Annotated in this window: 13 protein-coding genes and 2 pseudogenes; 7 read left to right on the top strand and 8 right to left on the bottom strand. The window is 71.3% G+C overall.

The window, feature by feature from the left end:
• A pseudogene (locus tag MFF42_RS10445) lies at positions 1–534 on the bottom strand (ATP-binding cassette domain-containing protein); the annotation flags it as partial.
• Positions 534–2171 carry an ATP-binding cassette domain-containing protein gene (locus tag MFF42_RS10440; protein WP_238255697.1) on the bottom strand — a complete coding sequence of 546 codons (1638 nt, stop codon included), beginning with the start codon at positions 2169–2171 and terminating at the stop codon, positions 534–536. The pseudogene MFF42_RS10445 and the gene MFF42_RS10440, both read right to left, overlap by 1 nt.
• Positions 2172–2270: 99 nt before the next feature.
• Here MFF42_RS10440 and MFF42_RS10435 point away from each other — a divergent pair, with 99 nt between their 5' ends.
• The 3 genes from MFF42_RS10435 to cydX all read left to right on the top strand — a co-directional run bounded on the left by MFF42_RS10435 (position 2271) and on the right by cydX (position 5265).
• Entirely contained in the window at positions 2271–3854 is a 1584-nt protein-coding gene (locus MFF42_RS10435; protein WP_238255696.1) for a cytochrome ubiquinol oxidase subunit I, read from the top strand.
• A gap of 71 nt (positions 3855–3925) precedes the next feature.
• Positions 3926–5080: a cytochrome d ubiquinol oxidase subunit II gene (gene cydB / locus MFF42_RS10430; protein ID WP_238255695.1), complete on the top strand. Its 1155-nt coding sequence runs from the start codon at positions 3926–3928 to the stop codon at positions 5078–5080.
• Positions 5081–5133: 53 nt separating this feature from the next.
• Positions 5134–5265: a cytochrome bd-I oxidase subunit CydX gene (gene cydX, locus MFF42_RS10425; RefSeq protein ID WP_012453227.1), complete on the top strand. Its 132-nt coding sequence runs from the start codon at positions 5134–5136 to the stop codon at positions 5263–5265.
• Positions 5266–5496: 231 nt separating this feature from the next.
• Here cydX and MFF42_RS10420 read toward each other — a convergent pair whose 3' ends face one another.
• Positions 5497–6249, bottom strand: a complete 753-nt coding sequence (locus tag MFF42_RS10420) for a DeoR/GlpR family DNA-binding transcription regulator (protein WP_238255694.1) — start codon at positions 6247–6249, stop codon at positions 5497–5499.
• A 162-nt stretch (positions 6250–6411) separates the two neighbouring features.
• The gene (locus tag MFF42_RS10415) at positions 6412–7989 is read right to left on the bottom strand and encodes an amidase (RefSeq protein WP_238255693.1); all 1578 of its coding nucleotides are present in this window, start codon (positions 7987–7989) and stop codon (positions 6412–6414) included.
• A gap of 961 nt (positions 7990–8950) precedes the next feature.
• Here MFF42_RS10415 and MFF42_RS10410 point away from each other — a divergent pair.
• Together MFF42_RS10410 and aat are read left to right on the top strand one after the other, a co-directional pair.
• A pseudogene (locus MFF42_RS10410) lies at positions 8951–9121 on the top strand (acetyl-CoA carboxylase biotin carboxylase subunit); the annotation flags it as partial.
• 85 nt (positions 9122–9206) lie between these two features.
• Positions 9207–9881: a leucyl/phenylalanyl-tRNA--protein transferase gene (gene aat, locus MFF42_RS10405; RefSeq protein ID WP_238255692.1), complete on the top strand. Its 675-nt coding sequence runs from the start codon at positions 9207–9209 to the stop codon at positions 9879–9881.
• Between the two features lie 120 nt (positions 9882–10001).
• Here aat and MFF42_RS10400 read toward each other — a convergent pair whose 3' ends face one another.
• Positions 10002–10625: a TetR/AcrR family transcriptional regulator gene (locus MFF42_RS10400; protein WP_238255691.1), complete on the bottom strand. Its 624-nt coding sequence runs from the start codon at positions 10623–10625 to the stop codon at positions 10002–10004.
• Positions 10626–10672: 47 nt separating this feature from the next.
• Here MFF42_RS10400 and MFF42_RS10395 point away from each other — a divergent pair, with 47 nt between their 5' ends.
• A complete protein-coding gene (locus MFF42_RS10395) occupies positions 10673–11152 on the top strand; it encodes a monooxygenase family protein (RefSeq protein ID WP_238255690.1) in 480 nt (159 codons plus the stop codon).
• A 10-nt stretch (positions 11153–11162) separates the two neighbouring features.
• Here the strand turns inward: MFF42_RS10395 and MFF42_RS10390 are convergent, their stop codons facing one another.
• From MFF42_RS10390 to MFF42_RS10380, 3 genes are all read right to left on the bottom strand, one after another.
• Complete coding sequence (locus MFF42_RS10390; protein ID WP_238255689.1) at positions 11163–11822, bottom strand: DUF2155 domain-containing protein; 660 nt, start codon at positions 11820–11822, stop codon at positions 11163–11165.
• A 117-nt stretch (positions 11823–11939) separates the two neighbouring features.
• Positions 11940–13037 (bottom strand): SMP-30/gluconolactonase/LRE family protein, encoded by a 1098-nt coding sequence (locus tag MFF42_RS10385; protein ID WP_238255688.1) that lies wholly within the window; start codon positions 13035–13037, stop codon positions 11940–11942.
• Between the two features lie 90 nt (positions 13038–13127).
• The gene (locus MFF42_RS10380; RefSeq protein WP_238255687.1) at positions 13128–13544 is read right to left on the bottom strand and encodes an NADH:ubiquinone oxidoreductase subunit NDUFA12; all 417 of its coding nucleotides are present in this window, start codon (positions 13542–13544) and stop codon (positions 13128–13130) included.
• Positions 13545–14067: 523 nt separating this feature from the next.
• Here MFF42_RS10380 and MFF42_RS10375 point away from each other — a divergent pair.
• Positions 14068–17799, top strand: coding sequence for a vitamin B12-dependent ribonucleotide reductase (locus MFF42_RS10375; protein WP_238255686.1), 3732 nt, complete (start codon positions 14068–14070; stop codon positions 17797–17799).
• Positions 17800–17887: the final 88 nt, after the last annotated feature.

Here is a 17887-nt window from a genome sequence, read left to right as displayed (position 1 = left end):
GGCCAGGGCGAGCGCGGCGACGGCGGGGAGCGCCGGCGGCGCGACGAAGGCGGTGGCGAGCACGAGGCCGGCGAGCGCCGCACCGGTGATGGCGAGGGGAAAGCCGACGCGCAGCCGGGCGTAGTCGAGATCGGCCACGTCGTCGATGAAGTCGGCGAGCCGCTCCGGGCGTCCGAGCTGCCAGCCGGCGCCGCGGCTCTCCGGCGCCCGCGCGAGCGCCGCGAACAGGCCGGCGCGGCGGCGGACCTGATCGCTCAGGGCAGCGCGGTGGCCGGCCATGCGCTCGCCGTAGCGCGCGCCGGTGCGCAGCAGCGCGAACAGGCGCACCAGGGCGGCGGGGTGGTGGAAGTTGAAGGCGAAGGCCGCCGGCCCGGCACCGGCCAGGGCTACCGCCGCCAGGAAGGTCACGGCGGTGCCGGCGAGCGCGAGGTTCGCCGCGAGCGCCAGCGCCGCGAGGGCGAAGGCGAGGGTCCAGGCTCGGGTCGTGTCGGCGCGGCCGGAGCCGGTGCGCGTCGTCTCGGAGCGGGTGCGCATCACGCGGCCTGCCTCTCGGAAAGGGGGGCCCCGAGGGCGATGCGCCGGTCGGCCATCGCTGCGAGGATCGGGTCGTGGGTCGCCACGACGACGAGGCGGGTGCGGGCGGCGCGGGCCAGGGCGTGGCGCACCCGCGCGGCGTTCGCGGGATCGAGCTTGGCGGTCGGCTCGTCGCAGAAGCCGGTGCCCGGCCGCAGCAGCAGGCGCGCCACGGCGACCCGGACCCGCTGGCCGCCGGAGAGGTTTTCGGCGCCTGCCCGCACGGGGGCGTCGAGGCCGCCGGGCCAGTGCGGGTCGTCGCCGAGGCCGAGGGATGCGGCGGCGGCGGCCACGGCTTCCGGCGTCGCGGGCGTGCCGTCGGCGATCGCGGCAGCGAGCGTGCCGGCCGGGATCGGCGTATCGAGGGAGACCCAGGTCGCCCGCAGGCCCGGCCCCGGAAGGCGCACGGCCCCGGCGAGCGGCGCCTCGACGCCGGCGAGCACCCGCAGCAGGGTCGATTTGCCGGCGCCGCTCGGCCCGGTCAGGGCGACGAGGCCGGTCTCCGGCAGATCGAAATCGGCGACGGGCCCGGCATGGGGCAGGACGAGGCCGCGGGCGCCCGGCACCGCGAGGACCGGACCGCGTTCCCGGGCCGTCTCGGCGTCTTCCGCGAAGACCCAGGCGAGCGAAGCGGCCGCGGCCTCGCCCTCCGCCTTGGCGTGGTAGAGCTCGGCGTAGCGGCGGAACGGCAGGAAGTATTCGGGCGCGAGCAGCAGGATCAGCAGGCTCTGCCACAGCGCCAGATGCGCGAAACCCGGCACCTCGGCGAGCCCGAGATGGCCGAGCCCGAGGAACACCGCCAGGATCGCGATGGCCAGCGAAGCGAAGAAGTCGAGCACGCCCGCGTTGAGGAAGGCGACCGCCAGCACGCCCATGGTGCCGTCGGCATAGGCCCGGAGCCGCCGGTCGAGCTTGTCCGTCTCGCGGGACAGGCCGTGGGCGGAGAGGATCGTCGGCAGGGTCCGCACCCGGTCGGCGAACTGGGTGGCAAGCCGCCCGAGCGCCGCCTCCTGCGCCGCGGCCCGGTCGCGGATCATGCCGCCGACGAGGGCGAAGAACACGATCATCACCGGCGTCGCGAGGAGCAGCGCCAGAGCCGCCTGCCACGAGACGAGGGCGAGCGCGCCCGCCGTCAGCACCGGCCCGAGCCCCATCATCCGCCGCGCCGCGGCATGGCCGACGACGAGGCGGGCGAGCGCCGCCGGGTGCCGCTGCAAGCCGGCGATCACCGCGCCCCGCGGCAGGTCGGCGGCGGCCCGCGCCGGCATGGCGGCGAGCCGCGCCTCGGCGGCATCGAGGAGCGCGGCGGCGACCTCGGCCTCCAGGGCGCCCCCCCGCGTCTCGATCGCGTATCCGAGGCCGGCCCCGGCGAGGAGGCAGACCCCGGCGAGGCCGAGCGCGAGCCCGTCGAGGCCGCCGGTCTCGATCAGCGCGCCGGCGAGCCGGGCCAGCGCCACGGCGAGCCCGAGGGTGACGGCGCAGCGCAGGGCCTGGAGCCCGTGGACGCGTGACACGCCGGCCCGCGCCGCCCCGCGGGCGAGGACGAGCGCCGCGGGTTCGGAAGAGGCGGGTCGGGCGCGGAGGGATCGTCGGGTCATGCCGCCTTGTGCGGCTCAAGCCGCCGGGGCGGCTTTGATCTGCGTCAAGGCCGCGGCGGCGCGGCGGCGCGAGAGGCAGGATCGGACAAGGAGCCTCCCATGACCGATCCGCTGCTCGTCGATCTGTCGCGCCTGCAATTCGCGCTGACGGCGATGTACCACTTCCTGTTCGTGCCGCTGACGCTCGGACTCTCGATCCTCGTGGCCATGATGGAGACGGTCTACGTCATGACGCGCCGCAAGATCTGGCGCGACATGACCAAGTTCTGGGGCCTCCTGTTCGGGATCAACTTCGCGCTGGGCGTCGCCACCGGCCTGACCATGGAGTTCCAGTTCGGCATGAACTGGGCCTACTACTCGCACTATGTCGGCGACGTGTTCGGGGCCCCGCTCGCCATCGAGGGCCTGATGGCCTTCTTCCTGGAGGCGACCTTCGTCGGGCTGTTCTTCTTCGGCTGGGACAAGCTCACGGCGCTGACCCACTGCGTCGTCACGTGGCTGATGGCGCTCGGCACGAATTTTTCGGCGCTCTGGATCCTGATCGCCAACGGCTGGATGCAGAACCCGGTCGGCTCCGCCTTCAACCCCGACACGATGCGCATGGAGGTGACCGACTTCGCCGCCGTGATCCTCAATCCGGTGGCGCAGGCGAAGTTCGTCCACACGGTCTCGGCCGGCTATGTCTGCGGCGCGGTCTTCGTGCTCGGCGTCTCGGCCTTCTACATCCTGCGGGGCCGGCACCTCGAACTCGCCAAGCGCTCCTTCGCCATCGCGGCGGCCTTCGGGCTGGCCTCGGCGCTGAGCGTCGTCGTGCTGGGCGACGAGAGCGGCTACGCCGTCACCGACCACCAGAAGATGAAGCTCGCCGCCATGGAGGCGATGTGGCACACGGAAGCCGCGCCCGCCGCCTTCACCGCTGTCGGCATCCCGGATCTGGAGAGCCGCACCACCCGCTACGCGCTCCACATCCCCTACGCGATGGGCCTGATCGGCACCCGCTCGCTGACGACCGAGATCCCCGGGATCACCGAACTCGTCGCGCACGCCAAGGACCGGATCCGCAACGGCCTCGTCGCCTACGCCGCGCTGGAGCGGATCAAGGCCGACCGCACGGATGCGGCGGCCCGCGAAGAGTTCGCCCGGACGCAGCAGGATCTCGGCTACGCGCAGCTCCTCAAGCCGCTGATCGGCGACCCGCTGAAGGCGACCGACGCGGACATCGACCGGGCGGCGTGGTCCACCGTGCCGCACGTGCCCTCGCTGTTCTTCACCTTCCGGGCGATGGTGGCCTGCGGCTTCCTCCTGATCGCCCTGTTCGGGGCCGCGCTCTGGTACACGGCCCGCGAGGCCGAGGCGCCGCGCTGGCTGTTCCGGGCCGCGCTGCTGGCCCTGCCGCTGCCCTGGATCGCGATCGAGTTCGGCTGGTTCGTCGCCGAGTTCGGCCGCCAGCCCTGGATCATCGAGGGCGTGCTGCCGACGGCGCTCGCGACCTCCGAACTCGGGGTGGCCTCGCTCGTCACCACCATCGTCGGCTTCACCCTGGTCTACGGCGTCCTCGCGGTGATCGAGGTGCAGCTGATGCTGCGGGCCATCGCCAAGGGACCCGAGACGCTCGCCGAGGACCCGGCCGCCCTCTTCCCCGGCGGGCGCCGGACCGATGCCGGCCTCGTCGCCGCCGAGTAGCCCTCCCCTCTCCCTCCGGCGCCGGCGGCCCTCGCCGTCGCGCCGGCCCCTCCCTCGAGGAGTTCCTGCCCATGCTCGCCCTTCTCTCGGACTACGAAAGTCTCCGCCTGATCTGGTGGGTGCTGCTCGGCGTGCTGCTGATCGGCTTCGCCCTCACCGACGGCTTCGATCTCGGCGTCGGCGCCCTGCTGCCCTTCGTCGGCCGCACCGACGTCGAGCGGCGGGTCGCGATCCACACCGTCTCCGCCACCTGGGAAGGCAACCAGGTCTGGCTGGTGCTCGGCGGCGGCGCGATCTTCGCCGCGTGGCCGGCGCTCTACGCGCTGAGCTTCTCCGGCTTCTACCTCGCCATGTTCCTGGTGCTGCTCGCCCTGATCCTGCGGCCGGTGGCGTTCAAGTACCGCTCGAAGCGGGAGGGTGCGGCCTGGCGCGCGCGCTGGGACTGGGCGCTGTTCGTCGGCGGCGCGGTGCCGGCCCTGATCTTCGGCGTCGCCGTCGGCAACGTGCTCCAGGGCGTACCCTTCCACTTCACCGGCGACCTTCGCCCGATCTACGGCGGCGGACTCCTCGGCCTGCTCAACCCGCTGGCGCTGCTCTGCGGCCTCGTCTCCCTGGCGATGCTGGTGGCGCACGGCGCGGCGTGGCTCGCCTTCAAGGCCGAGGGACCCGTCGCCGAGCGCGCCCGCGCCATCGGGCTGAAGGCAGCGCTCGCCACCGCCGCCCTGTTCGCCCTCGGCGGCCTCCTCGTCTGGGCCGGGGCCTTCGGCGGCTACCGGGTGGTGACGCCGCTGCCCGGCGACGGCCCGTCCAACCCGCTGACCAAGGAGGTCGTGGCGGATGCGGGCGCGTGGCTCGCCAACTTCCGGACCTCTCCGGCGCTCGCCCTGGTGCCGCTCCTCGGCATCCTAGGCCCGCTGCTCGCGGCTCTGGGCTTCCGCGCCCGGCACGAGGGGCTGACCTTCCTGGCCTCCAGCCTCGGCATCGCCTGCATCATCGCCACCGTCGGCCTGTCGATGTTCCCGGTGATCCTGCCCTCGAGCACGCATCCGGGCCACGCGCTCACCGTGTTCGACGCCTCCTCCAGCCGGGCGACCCTGCGCAACATGCTGATCGCGACGGTGATCTTCCTGCCGATCATCCTCGCCTACACCGCCTGGGTCTACCGGGTGCTGTGGGGCAAGGTCTCGGACCGCGACGTCACCGCCCCCGGCTCGGCCGCCTACTGACGCTCCCGGCCCCGGCGCCGCCGGGGCCTCCTCTCGCCTCGGGAATCGCGACGATGTGGTATTTCGCCTGGATCCTCGGCCTCGGACTGGCCGCTGCGGTCGGCGTGCTCAACGCCCTCTGGTACGAGCTGCGCGCCGTGCGCGAGACCCCGCCCGAGGTCACGCCGACGCTGCCGACCCCGTGAGGCGTCGTGACCGGTCTCGGAGCCGGTGTGACCGATCCGTTCCAGCGATCACCACGATCCTCATGCTAAGGCGCTCGCGGCACGCGAGCCTCGAAGCACGCCGCGCCGCCTCTCCCGACAGACCGGTGCCCTGGGATCGACCGTTCGGGCGTGCTTCGAGGCCGAGCTGCCGCTCGGCGCCTCAGCATGAGGGGCGGGGAGCGTGCCAGAACACCTCAGACGAAATGGCCCTCAGCCGCAGATCAGATCGATGTCGTGCCGCCTGAGGCGGTCGGCGAAGGGCTCGGGCGGCGGCCGGTCGGTCACCACGGTGAGCGGCACGGCGAGGTCGAAGGTCTGGAGGTTGGCCTGGCGCCCGAACTTGCGGGAATCGGCCAGCAGCACCGCCCGCCGCGTCTGGCCCCGCAGCGCCCGGCGCAGGACGGATTCGTGCTCCTCGTAGTCCATCCAGCCCTGGGCGAGGTCGCAGGCGGCGATGCCCATGATCGCGAGGTCGAAGAAGTGGCGCCTCGCGTAGTCCACGGTGTCGTAGCCGACCAGCGCGTTGTCGTTCGGCCGCAGCCGGCCCGGCGTCAGGTTCACCCGTGCCGGGCTGTCGGCGAGCAGCAGCGCGAGGTCGATCGAATTCGTCGTCACCGTGAGCTTGCGGGTGGTGAGCCGCCGGGCCAGCGCCAGCGTGGTGGTTCCGGTGTCGATGAAGATCGACATGCCGTCCTCGACCAGCCCCTCGGCCAGCGCGGCGACGCGGCCCTTCTCGCGGCTGTTGAGCCCGCTGCGCTCGGTGAGCGGCCGCTCCTGATCGAGGCGCGGGCGAACCGCGCCGCCGTGGATGCGCCGCAGCAGCCCGCGCTCCTCCAGCATCTTCAGGTCGCGCCGGATCGTCTCGTCGGAGACCGCCAGGGCGGCGGCGATGCTGGTGACGCCGACGCGCCCGGTCTGCGCGAGCTGCGAGAGGATCTCCTCGTGGCGATGATCGGTCAGCATCCCGGCCCTGTCCCCTTTGCGCTCAGGATAGCGCCGCGGACACGGACCGGTCGCGTACAATTTCCAAGACGTGCACAGGGCGCGAGAACCACCCCATGCACGCCCTCCACTGAAAGCCCGCCCGGCAAGGGCCGGGCGGGCTCTCGTTCCGATCGCGAGGGTTCAGGCGTCGAGGGCCGGGGCGAGGCGGTGATGCGTCGCCTGCTCGTAGGCGTAGGCGTAGGCGAGGAGGTCGCCCTCGCTCCACATCCGGCCGACGAAGATCAGGTTGAACGGCGAGCCGGAGGCGTAGGCGCCCGCCGGCAGCGTCACCCCCGGCAGGCCGGCGATGTTGATCTCGCAGACCGTGGTCTCCAGCAGCGTGCCCGGCCCGTGCAGCGGCGGCAGCTCCGCCCGCATCTGCGGGAAGACCAGGGCGTCGAGTTCGTGCTCCGCCATCACCCGGTCGAACAGGGCGAGATAGGCCTCGCGGGCGGCGAGGAAGTCCGAGAGGTCGGGCGGGCTCGCCGGGTCGGCGAGGCAGGCGGCGAGCCCGCGCAGGTTGGTGATCGGGTGCAGCACGCCGCCGGGCGCGAAGGCGTCCTCGGCCTTGGTGGCCTCGCTGAACGCGGCGAAGCTGCGGATCGCCACGTCCGGCCCCATCCGTTCCAGGTAGAGCTGGAGGTCGTAGGGCGCGGATTCGAAGCCGCGGGCGTCGAAGTAGACGAGGCCCGGCGTCGGCTCGGCGATGGCGGCGAAGCCCGTGCCGGAGAAGGGATCGGCCACCACGGTGGCGCCGGCCGCTTCGAGCTCGGCTTGCGCGCGGGCGTAGAGGGCGGTGGCCTCCTCCGAGAGCGGCAGGTCGCGCCAGCCGGGTCCGTAGAGGCCGAGGCGCTTGCCCGCCAGCGCGCCCGCGTCGAGGCCCGCCGCGTAGCCTCCGGCCGGGCGCTTGCCGATGCCGGCCACGGTCTTGGGGTCGGCGGCGGTGTAGCCGGCGAGCGCGTCGAGGGTGAGCGCGGCGTCGCGCACGCAGCGGGCGATCGGCCCGACCACGTCGCGGGTGCTGCCGGCGAGCGGCATCACGCCGGCATTCGGCACCAGGCCGAAGCTCGGCTTGATGCCGACCAGGCCCTGCGCCGAGGCCGGGTTCTGGATCGAGCCGCCGGTCTCCTCGGCGAGCCCCAGCACGGCGAGGCTCGCGGCCACCGCCGTGGCGGTGCCGGCGCTCGACCCGCCGGGGATGCGGTCGGGCGCCGCCGGGTTGAGGGTGGGGCCGGCCCAGCTATCGTTGGCGTGGCTGCCGGTATGGCTCAGCACCGGCACGTTGGTCTTGCCGAGGATGACGCAGCCGGCCGCGCGCATCCGCGCCGTCACCGGCGCGTCGGTCGCCGGGATCAGGTCGACGCCGCCGGCCTCGGCGCTGAGGAAGTGCCAGCCGCCGGTGCTCGGCAGGCCGGCCATGTCCATCGTGTCCTTGATGACGACCGGCACCCCGGCGAGCGGTCCCAGCTTCTCGCCCGCGGCGCGGCGGGCATCGATGGCGCGGGCGTCGTCGAGTGCCCGCGGATTCATCACGATCAGCGCCTTGTAGCGCGGGTTGTAGGTCTCGATCCGGGCCAGGAAGGCCGCCGCCAGCGCCTCGGCGGTGACGCGGCCCTCGGCGAAGGCGCGCTGGCAATCCTCGACCGTCATCTCGATCAACTGCGCCGCCAGGGCGTCCTCGGCCGCCTCGGGGGTGACGGAAAGGGCCAATGCGTTCATCTCGATCTCGCGCTCCGCAACTTTGAAGACGGCGAGGCCGATTCCGTCCCGTTGGAATCGCTCACGCGGATCGTCCGCGCGGGGGCTTGAGCGGGGACTCGCGTGCTCGCCGTCACCGGTTCTCACGGCCGGCGCGAGCCTTCTGGCAAGGGCCATGCCACAAAACCCACAAATCCCTCGGAACGGGCTCGGCCGGGGCGTCGCCCGATTCGGGGCACGGCCGGCCGAGCGGACGCTTTTTTCGCGCGCGGTTCCGCGCGCGGCGCGGTCCGCCCGAGGGAGCGCCTCGGCGGGCGGCGGCGAATGCGGCCCGCGTTAACCGGCCCTTAAACGTAAACCGCCCTCCCCTATAGGGCAGGCATGCCAATCCCGGTCCCCTGCGGCCGGCCGGCTGGGCCGGCGGAGCCCCCGTATGCTGGATTCCGTCCGGATCTCGCTCAAGGTGCTGAACGCGGTCCAGCTCGCCCTGATCGCGGCGGCGGCGCTTCTGCTCGCCTGGATCGGGACCGCCGTGATCGGCGCCGGCCCGGCCACGGACGGGGCGCAGCGGATCGCCCAGACCGGCGCGCGGGCCTTCGCCGAGGCGGTCGATGCGGAGCTGCACGGCGGCGTCGCCGATGCGCGGACCCTCGCCCTGCTGCTGCGTCCCGGCGATCCGGCCCTGAGCGAGGCCGAGCGCGCGGCCCTGTTGCGGGACTGGCTCGCGCTCAACCCGCGCTACGGGGATGCCGCCCTGATCGGTCCGGACGGGAGCGTGCGGGCCGCCGCCGATCCGCGAAGGGTCGGCAGCAGCGTCGCCCGCCAGCCCTGGTTCGCGCGGGCGCGCAACGCCGAGATCGTCATCGCCACCAACGACGGCGACGAGACGGCGCCCTTCGACGTCATCCTGTCCCTGGGGATGCCGGGCCGGGCCGACCGGATCCAGCTTCGCGCCGGCCCCGCCTTCCTCGAGATCGGCCCGCGCCTGCGCCGGGCGCTCGACGAGTTCGTGGTCGATGGCATCGACACGACGCTGCCGCTGTTCCGGACGCTGGTGCGCAACACCGACGTCCAGAACGGTCTCTACGACATCCACTGGCTCGAAAGCTTCCTCGCCCGCGAGGAACTGGCCGGCGTCGAGCCGCGGCGCTGAGAGGATGGGACGGCCGGCGTGTCCCGTCACGCCTGCTTCCTCCTGACGGCTGGTGTCGGCGCCCGGAGCGCGCGACAACGCTCCGATGCACGACAGGCATCCCGTGGACATCACGCCCGACATCCTGCTCAAGGCCTACGCCGCCGGGATCTTCCCGATGGCCGAGGATGCGGACGATCCGACGATCTACTGGGTCGAGCCCCGTGCCCGCGGCGTGCTGCCCCTCGACCGCTTCCACGTGCCCCGGCGCCTCGCCCGCACCGTGCGCTCGGATCTGTTCGAGGTGGTGAGCGACCGGGATTTCGACGCGGTGATCGACGGCTGCGCCGCCCCCCGCCGCGACACGGCCCGCACCTGGATCAACGCCCGCATCCGCGACCTCTACGGCGCGCTGTTCGATCTCGGCCACTGCCACACGATCGAGGTCTACCACGAGGGGCGTCTCGCGGGCGGCCTCTACGGCGTCTCGCTCGGGGCGGCCTTCTTCGGCGAGAGCATGTTCCACGAGGTGCGCGACGCCTCGAAGGTCGCCCTGGTCCATCTCGTCGCGCGGCTCCGCGCGGGCGGCTACCGGCTCGCCGACACGCAGTTCCTCACCGATCACCTGAGCCAGTTCGGCGTCGAGGAGGTGCCGCGCCACATCTACAAGCGCCAGCTCGCCGTCGCGATCGCCGAGCAGGCCGAGTGGGGTCCGCCGGACCGGGTGTTTCGCGGCGCCGAGGCCCTGGCCGCCCTCGGGGTCGGCGCAGAGCAGGCCTAATCCGGGTTTCGAAAGGGCGAGCCCTTTCGCGGGTCCAGGGCGGAGCCCTGTTGAAGGGAAGCCGGGGCTCTGCCCCGGCGCCCCGCCAAAGGGATGATCCCTTTGGAATCCCGATTGTCTTCAGCCGGGAATCGGTTCGAGCCGCACCAGGCGATCGGCGAGGGCTGCGGCCGCCCGCGGGTCCGTGCGCACGGGCTCGCCGAGCAGGCCGTCGATGACGAGCGACGCGATGCCGTGGACCAGGGCCCAGGACCGCAGGGCTTCGTCGGCCGCTTCGGCGGCCGGCACCAGCGTGGCGACCCGCTCCGACAGCACCGCGTAGGCCGCGGCGGAGGCGTCGCACAGCGCCGGGGGCCGGGCTCCGCCGCCGGACCGCGCGCCGCCGAACATCAAGCGGAACAGGCCGGGCTGCGCGGAGGCGAAGGTGACATAGGCCGCCCCCTGCGCGTAGAGGGCTTCGCGTCCCGACCCCGCCCCACCCCGGTCGGCCGCCTCCAAGGCCGCGCGCAGCCGCTCGAAGCCGACGACGGCCACCGCGGCGAGCAGGGCATCCTTATCGGGGAAGTGCCGGTAGGGCGCCATCGCCGACACGCCCGCCCGGCGCGCGGTCTCGCGCAGGCCGAGCGAGGCCGCTTCACCCCCCTCCTCCAGGATCGACAGCCCGGCCGCGACCAGAGCCTCGCGCAGCTCGCCGTGATGGTAGCCGCCCTTGGCCGGATTCGGTTCTCCCCGCGATGTTGACACTGTAAGCAGCGCGCCTATGATTACACCGTAAACATGGAGTGGATGCCATGCAGACCGCGGATGAGCAAGCGACCGGGAGCGGCCGGCCCCGGCGGGACTCGGTCGATCTCTCGGCCTATCCCGGCCTCGTGGTGGTCTATCTCGGCTTCCGGGTCGGCCGGCTGCGGGGCCTGAAGGCGCTGCTCGGCATCGGGCGCGGCCTGTCGCAGGTGCAGCGGGAGATGCCCGACGGGCTGCTCGCGCACGAGAACCTCGTCTACGGCCTCAACCATATCGGCATGCGGCAGTATTGGCGCGATCTGGAGAGCCTGGAGAGCTTCACCCGCTCGGATCCGCACAAGACGTGGTGGCGGGATTTCGGCCGCGATTCCGCCGGGAACGGCTTCTGGCACGAAGCCTACCGTCTCTCCGGCGGCATGGAGGCGATCTATGTCGGCATGCCCCGCCCGGTCGGGCTCGGCACCTTCGCCGCCGCCCGCCAGCCGCAGGGGCCGTTCATGACCTCGCGGCAGCGGCTGGCCTCGTAGGGACGATGCTCTACCGGAAGATCGCGTCGAAGATCGATTGCGGCTCGCGCGGGGGCGGCGGGGCCGGCGCCGGGCCCTCGTTGTTCGGGAAGAACTTTCGCGAGGGCTTCTGCTTGGGCTGGACCGGCACGCCGCGCGGGCCCTCGACGTCGACCTGACCGTTCTGGTTGACCTGTTGAGCCGTCTTGGTCGGGTCCGCGCCCTTCTTCTTCGGCTTCTCCTGGCGGGAGGCGAGCGCGGGGACGTCCTCCTGCTCCTTCGCCTCGGCGATCACGTCGGTGCCGCCCTTACAATCGGTCAGCCACACGTCGTAGATCGGGTGCTCGATGGCGTGGAGCCCCGGACTCGACGCGAACATCCAGCCCGTGAAGATGCGCCGGTACTTGCTGTCGAGCGTCACCTCGTCGACTTCGAGGAAGGCCGTGGTCTTCGGCGTCTCGGTGGGCGGGCGCGAGTAGCAGACCCGCGGCGTGAGCTGCAGGGCGCCGAACTGCACCGTCTCGTCGATGGAGACCTCGAAGGTCACGATCCGGCCGGTGATCTTGTCGAGGCCGGAGAACACCGCCGTCGGGTTCTTGATCTTGTCGGCGGAGGCCGGCAGCGCGGACAGGATCAGCGCCAGCGTGCCGAGCGCGGTCCGGCGCAGAACGGTTGCGGGGATGCGGCTCAAGGCGCCCTCTTGAGTCTGGCTCCGGCCGCCACGGCCGGCAAACGATCCGGCCGTTCCAACACCGTAAGGGTGGTCGAAAAAGGGCGGCGGTGGAAAAATGGAGACTTGGCCGATTCCCTAGTTCCGCACCGGCTTGGCGCCGATCGACATGCGGAAGATCGTGGTCGGGAAGACGATTTTCGACGTGCCGCCGTTCATCGCCTTGCTGCGGTTCATCTGCGCGGCCGGAATCCACAGGCCGCCCTCCTCGTCGATCCACATCGCGTCACCCCAGACGAGCCGCGGGTCCTGCACCAGCGTGCTCTGCGTGCCGTCGGGGGCGAATTTCAGGATGCGCAGGTTGTCGGTGTCGGAGGCGTAGATGTTGCCCTCGGCATCGATCGCGGTGCCGCCGGTCGAGACCGTGGCGGCGAACAGCGCCACATGCTTGCCCCGCTCGGCGTCGCTGACCCCGGCATCGTCGAGCCACTTGGTCTCGATGCGGTAGAGCGGGCCGGGGCAGGCCTGATAGTAGAACCACTTGCCGTCCGGCGAGACTTCGAGCTGGTCGGCGTGGATCGCGATCGGCTTGTCCTTCGGGTCGAGCAGCACCTTGTTCTCGCCGGTGAGCGGGCGCTGCGACACCGTGGAGGGATGTCCGTCGAGCACGCGCCGGAGCGAGCCGTCGTCGAGGTCGAGCACGATGATCCCGGGCTGGCCGGCATCGGTCAGGTAGACCTTGCGGCCGTTGAAGCGGAAATCGTCGATGAAGCTCTTGTCCGTGGTCCCCTTCCCCAGGGGGAAGACCTTGCGGACCGTGTTGCCCGCCAGATCGATCTGGACGAGCTTCGGCCCGCCGGGCAGGGGCGCCCCGCCGAGTTCCGCCGCGCCCTTGTCCACCACCCAGAGGTCGCCGTCCGGGCCGATGCGGATCGCGTTGGCGCCGACGAAAGCCTTGGCGGCGTCCTCGCCGGTCTTCCAGCTGTTCCAGGCGGCATCCGGGTAGGGCACGGGCTTGCCGTCCACCCACTCGCCGAGCTCGATCCCCTTGTCCTTCTGCTGACGCTGGAAGGGGGAGAACAGCCGCCCGTCCTTGGAGCGGGTGATGCCGTTGAAGACGAGGTTTTCCGATTTCAGGACCGGCGTCAGCTCGGCCTGCGCCTGGGCATCGGCCTCCTGCGCCCGCGCCGCCGTCGCGGAGAGGCACAGCAGCAGGGCCACCATCGTCGCTCGCATGGATCGTCCCATTCCATCCTTCGATGGAGGGACAAGGCCCGACGCGCCGATCCGTTCACCGGCAAGCCGGCGAAGGAAACGAGAAACCGTCTACTCGCCCGGCGTCCACGGCACGTAGTCGCCGGTGGCGGCGGGGCGTGCGCCCCAGGAGAGCTGCGAGCCCTTCGGCCGGTAGGCGGCCGCCGTGCCGGTGAGGTTCTCCTCGTGGGGCTTCTGCCACTCACGCGGCGTGTAGTCCTCCTCGCTCGGAGGGACGTCGCCGTTGTGGCACAGCCAAGCCCGCCAGCCCGGCGGCACGCGCGAGGCGTCGGCGTAGCCATTATAGACCACCCAGCGCCGCTCCGAGCCGACCGAGCGGTCGATGAGCGGGCCCTGCGCCTTGTAGTACTTGTTGCCGAGCTCGTCGGAACCGACGAAATGCCCGCTGCGCGCCGTGTAGAGCGCGAGCGACATCGTCTGCCCGTTCCACCACGTGAAGATGCGCAGCAGCGTGTCCTTGAGGGCCATGGTTCCTCCGGCGGGCGACGGGGTCCGCGGGCGCCGTCGCCGCGCCGTTATGGTCGTGACGCGCGCGCGAGTCCAGCGCCCTGCGGCGCTGTCGCATTTTCGGCACGCCCGCCCGGTCTCGTGCGGCCGTTAACCCTATCGAACCCGGCTAACGACGATCCCGAGCCCCGCGCAGCCTGTGAATCGAAAAAATTTCCCGGCGGATTCGATCAGGCCGAAAGGCCACTTAGCGCGACGTTCCGGATATCCACAGGTTTATGGCGCAGAACACAACATCTAGCGCGGAACACGGGTAGCCGGCACTAGTTATTGACGCAGATGGCCACCCGGACGTAAGGTTCGGGCATCGCTTCGGACGGCTCGGCGGGGTTCTCGAAAGACCCTGTTTCCGCATGACGGACAGGCCCCCGCCTGATGGAATCAGGGGGCCTACGGACCGGCCGGGGCAAGTTCCGGCTTTTCATCCAGGCATCGCGGCTCGCACCGCGGCACGGGGCTCTTCGGCCCCGAGGGAGAGGGATTCATGCGGTTCGAGCGGCGCTACACCACGGCAGGCCAGTCTCCCTACGCGTCCATCGCCTTCCGCGAGGCGGTGAGCGAGATCCGCAACCCGGACGGCTCGGTCGTCTTCCGGCTCGCCGGCATCTCGGTGCCCGAGAGCTGGAGCCAGGTCGCCGCCGACGTGCTGGCCCAGAAATACTTCCGCAAGGCCGGCGTCCCCGCGCGCCTGAAGAAGATCGAGGAGAACAGCGTCCCCTCCTTCCTCTGGCGCTCCGTGCCGGACGAGGCGGCGCTCGCCGAGCTTCCGGAGGACGAGCGCTTCGTCTCCGAGATCTCCTCCACCCAGGTGTTCGACCGGCTCGCCGGCTGCTGGACCTACTGGGGCTGGAAGGGCGGCTATTTCTCCTCCGAGGAGGACGCCGCGGCCTTCATGGACGAGCTGCGCTTCATGCTCGCCCGCCAGATGGTCGCGCCGAACTCGCCGCAATGGTTCAACACCGGCCTGCACTGGGCCTACGGCATCGACGGGCCGAGCCAGGGCCACTTCTACTGCGACCCGAAGACCGGCGTGCTGACGAAGTCGGCCACCGCCTACGAGCACCCGCAGCCGCATGCCTGCTTCATCCAGTCGGTGCAGGACGACCTCGTCAACGAGGGCGGCATCATGGACCTGTGGGTGCGTGAGGCCCGCCTGTTCAAGTACGGCTCCGGCACCGGCTCGAACTTCTCGATGCTGCGCGCCGAGAACGAGCGGCTCGGCGGCGGCGGCAAGTCGTCCGGCCTGATGTCCTTCCTCAAGATCGGCGACCGGGCGGCGGGTGCGATCAAGTCCGGCGGCACGACGCGGCGCGCCGCCAAGATGGTGATCGTCGATATCGACCACCCCGATATCGAGGCCTTCATCGACTGGAAGGTGAAGGAGGAGCAGAAGGTCGCCGCGCTGGTGACCGGCTCCAAGGTCGTCTCGAAGCACCTGACCGCGGTGATGAAGGCCTGCACCCAGTGCGAGGCGGAAGGCGACGCCTGCTTCGACCCCGAGCGCAACCCCGCTCTCAAGCGCGAGATCAAGGCCGCCCGCAAGGCGATGGTGCCCGACGCCTACATCAAGCGCGTCGTCCAGTTCGCCCGCCAGGGTTTCACCAAGATCGAGTTCCCCGTCTACGACACCGACTGGGACTCGGAGGCCTACCTCACGGTGGCCGGCCAGAACTCCAACAACTCGGTCTCGCTGACGGACACGTTCCTGCGCGCCGTCGAGGCGGACGGCGACTGGAGCCTGACCTCGCGCACCACCGGCAAGGTCTCCAAGACCGTCAAGGCGCGCGAATTGTGGGAGAAGATCGGTGAGGCGGCCTGGGCCTCGGCCGATCCGGGCCTGCACTTCAACACCACGATGAACGACTGGCACACCTGCCCGACCGGCGGGCGGATCCGGGCCTCGAACCCGTGCTCCGAGTACATGTTCCTCGACGACACGGCCTGCAACCTCGCCAGCGCCAACCTGCTGACGATGTACGATCGCGAGACCAAGCACTTCGACACGCAGGCGTTCGAGCACCTCAACCGGCTCTGGACCGTGGTGCTCGAAATCTCGGTGATGATGGCACAGTTCCCCTCGAAGGAGATCGCCGAGCTTTCCTACAAGTACCGCACGCTCGGCCTCGGCTACGCCAATATCGGCGGCCTCTTGATGACCATGGGCCTGCCCTACGACTCCGATAAGGGCCGGGCGCTCGCCGGCGCGCTCACCGCGATCATGACGGGCGTGGCCTACGCCACCTCCGCCGAGATGGCGGCCGAGCTCGGCACCTTCGAGGCCTACCCTGAGAACGCCGACCACATGCTGCGGGTGATCCGCAACCATCGCCGCGCCGCCCACGGCGAGGCGACGGGCTACGAGGGGCTCAACGTCGCCCCCGTGCCGCTCGACCACGCCAACATCCCGCAGGACGACATCGGCGCCCACGCCGTCGCGGCCTGGGACCGGGCGCTCGCGCTCGGCGAGCGGCACGGCTACCGCAACGCGCAGGCCACCGTGATCGCGCCGACCGGCACGATCGGCCTCGTGATGGATTGCGACACCACCGGCATCGAGCCGGACTTCGCCCTGGTGAAGTTCAAGAAGCTCGCCGGCGGCGGCTACTTCAAGATCATCAACCAAGCCGCCCCCGACGCCCTGCGGGCGCTCGGCTACCGCGAGGCCGAGATCGCCGAGATTGAGGCCTACGCCGTCGGCCACGGCTCGATGGGCCAGGCCCCGGCGATCAACCCCGGCTCGCTGCGCGCCAAAGGTTTTTCGGATGACAAGATCGCGGCGGTCGAAGCCGGGCTGAAATCGGCCTTCGACATCAAGTTCGTGTTCAACCGCTGGACGCTCGGCGACGACTTCCTGAAGGACACCCTCAAGGTGCCGGCGGAGAAGCTCGCCGACCCGACCTTCGAGCTGCTGCCGTTCCTCGGCTTCTCGAAGAAGGAGATCGAGGCCGCCAACACCCATGTCTGCGGGGCGATGACGCTGGAGGGCGCGCCCTTCCTCAAGCGCGAGCACTACGCGGTGTTCGACTGCGCCAACCCCTGCGGCCGCACGGGCAAGCGCTACCTCTCGGTCGAGAGCCACATCCGCATGATGGCGGCGGCGCAGCCCTTCATCTCGGGGGCGATCTCCAAGACCATCAACATGCCGAACGACGCGACGGTGGAGGATTGCAAGGCGGCCTACCTGCTGTCCTGGCGCCTCGCGCTGAAGGCCAACGCCCTCTACCGCGACGGCTCCAAGCTGTCGCAGCCCCTCAACGCCGCCCTGATCGCGGATGACGAGGACGAGGCGGAGGACGCGCTTGAGGCGATCATCCAGGCCCCGGCGGCGGCCAAGGCGGCGGCGGCGGCGGAAAAGATCGTCGAGCGGGTGATCGAGCGGGTCGAGCGCATCCGCTCGCGGGAAAAGATGCCGGACCGCCGCAAGGGCTACACCCAGAAGGCGGTCGTCGGCGGGCACAAGGTCTACCTGCGCACCGGCGAGTACGAGGACGGGCGCCTCGGCGAGATCTTCATCGACATGCACAAGGAAGGCGCGACCTTCCGGAGCCTGATGAACAACTTCGCCATCGCGATCTCGCTCGGCCTCCAGTACGGCGTGCCGCTGGAGGAATACGTCGAGGCCTTCACCTTCACCCGCTTCGAGCCGGCGGGCTTCGTGCAGGGCAACGACGCGATCAAGAACGCGACCTCGCTGCTCGACTACGTCTTCCGCGAGCTGGCCGTGTCCTATCTCGGCCGCACCGATCTCGCCCACGTCAACCCGTCCGAGATCGGCGGCACGGTGCTCGGCGGCGGCGAGGGCGACACCACCCGCGAAGCGGGCAAGTCCGCTCCGGCGGCCTCGGCCATCGTCTCCCGCGGCCTGCTGCGCGGCTCGGCCGACCGGCTCACCCTGATCCAGGGCGGCCCGGGCGGCGCCACGATGGGGGTGGCCGCGGCGGCCACGGGCCAGACGGCCCCGGCCGGCGGCACGGTCCACGCGGTGCGGGGCGCCACCGCCCTGAAGGCGGAGCCGCAGAGCGTCGGCAGCGTCGAGACGCTGCCCTTCGCCAAGCCGGAGCCCAAGGCCGAGCGCAGCGTCGCGGACCGGCGGGCCGAGGCGAAGATGAAGGGCTATGTCGGCGAGGCCTGCCCGGAATGCGCGAACTTCACGCTGGTCCGCAACGGCACCTGCCTGAAGTGCGACACCTGCGGGAGCACGACGGGCTGCTCCTGAGCCATGAGGGCGCCTCGGAGATCGTCGCCGTCGGCGGCATCTTCGAGCACGAGCCCAGCCTCATCGTGACGAAAGAAGGGGCGCATCG

This window comes from Methylorubrum podarium, from assembly GCF_022179745.1.
Taxonomy (GTDB): Bacteria; Pseudomonadota; Alphaproteobacteria; order Rhizobiales; family Beijerinckiaceae; genus Methylobacterium; species Methylobacterium podarium.
This window is presented reverse-complemented; position numbering and strand designations above follow the sequence as displayed.

What these genes read in the sequence shown, in the direction of transcription:
- MFF42_RS10440 (WP_238255697.1), bottom strand. Translation starts at nt 2,171, where the DNA reads ATGACCCGACGATCCCTCCGCGCCCGACCCGCCTCTTCCGAACCCGCG.
- MFF42_RS10435 (WP_238255696.1), top strand. Translation starts at nt 2,271, where the DNA reads ATGACCGATCCGCTGCTCGTCGATCTGTCGCGCCTGCAATTCGCGCTG.
- cydB (WP_238255695.1), top strand. Translation starts at nt 3,926, where the DNA reads ATGCTCGCCCTTCTCTCGGACTACGAAAGTCTCCGCCTGATCTGGTGG.
- cydX (WP_012453227.1), top strand. Translation starts at nt 5,134, where the DNA reads ATGTGGTATTTCGCCTGGATCCTCGGCCTCGGACTGGCCGCTGCGGTC.
- MFF42_RS10420 (WP_238255694.1), bottom strand. Translation starts at nt 6,249, where the DNA reads ATGCTGACCGATCATCGCCACGAGGAGATCCTCTCGCAGCTCGCGCAG.
- MFF42_RS10415 (WP_238255693.1), bottom strand. Translation starts at nt 7,989, where the DNA reads ATGAACGCATTGGCCCTTTCCGTCACCCCCGAGGCGGCCGAGGACGCC.
- aat (WP_238255692.1), top strand. Translation starts at nt 9,207, where the DNA reads ATGCACGACAGGCATCCCGTGGACATCACGCCCGACATCCTGCTCAAG.
- MFF42_RS10395 (WP_238255690.1), top strand. Translation starts at nt 10,673, where the DNA reads ATGCAGACCGCGGATGAGCAAGCGACCGGGAGCGGCCGGCCCCGGCGG.
- MFF42_RS10385 (WP_238255688.1), bottom strand. Translation starts at nt 13,037, where the DNA reads ATGCGAGCGACGATGGTGGCCCTGCTGCTGTGCCTCTCCGCGACGGCG.
- MFF42_RS10380 (WP_238255687.1), bottom strand. Translation starts at nt 13,544, where the DNA reads ATGGCCCTCAAGGACACGCTGCTGCGCATCTTCACGTGGTGGAACGGG.
- MFF42_RS10375 (WP_238255686.1), top strand. Translation starts at nt 14,068, where the DNA reads ATGCGGTTCGAGCGGCGCTACACCACGGCAGGCCAGTCTCCCTACGCG.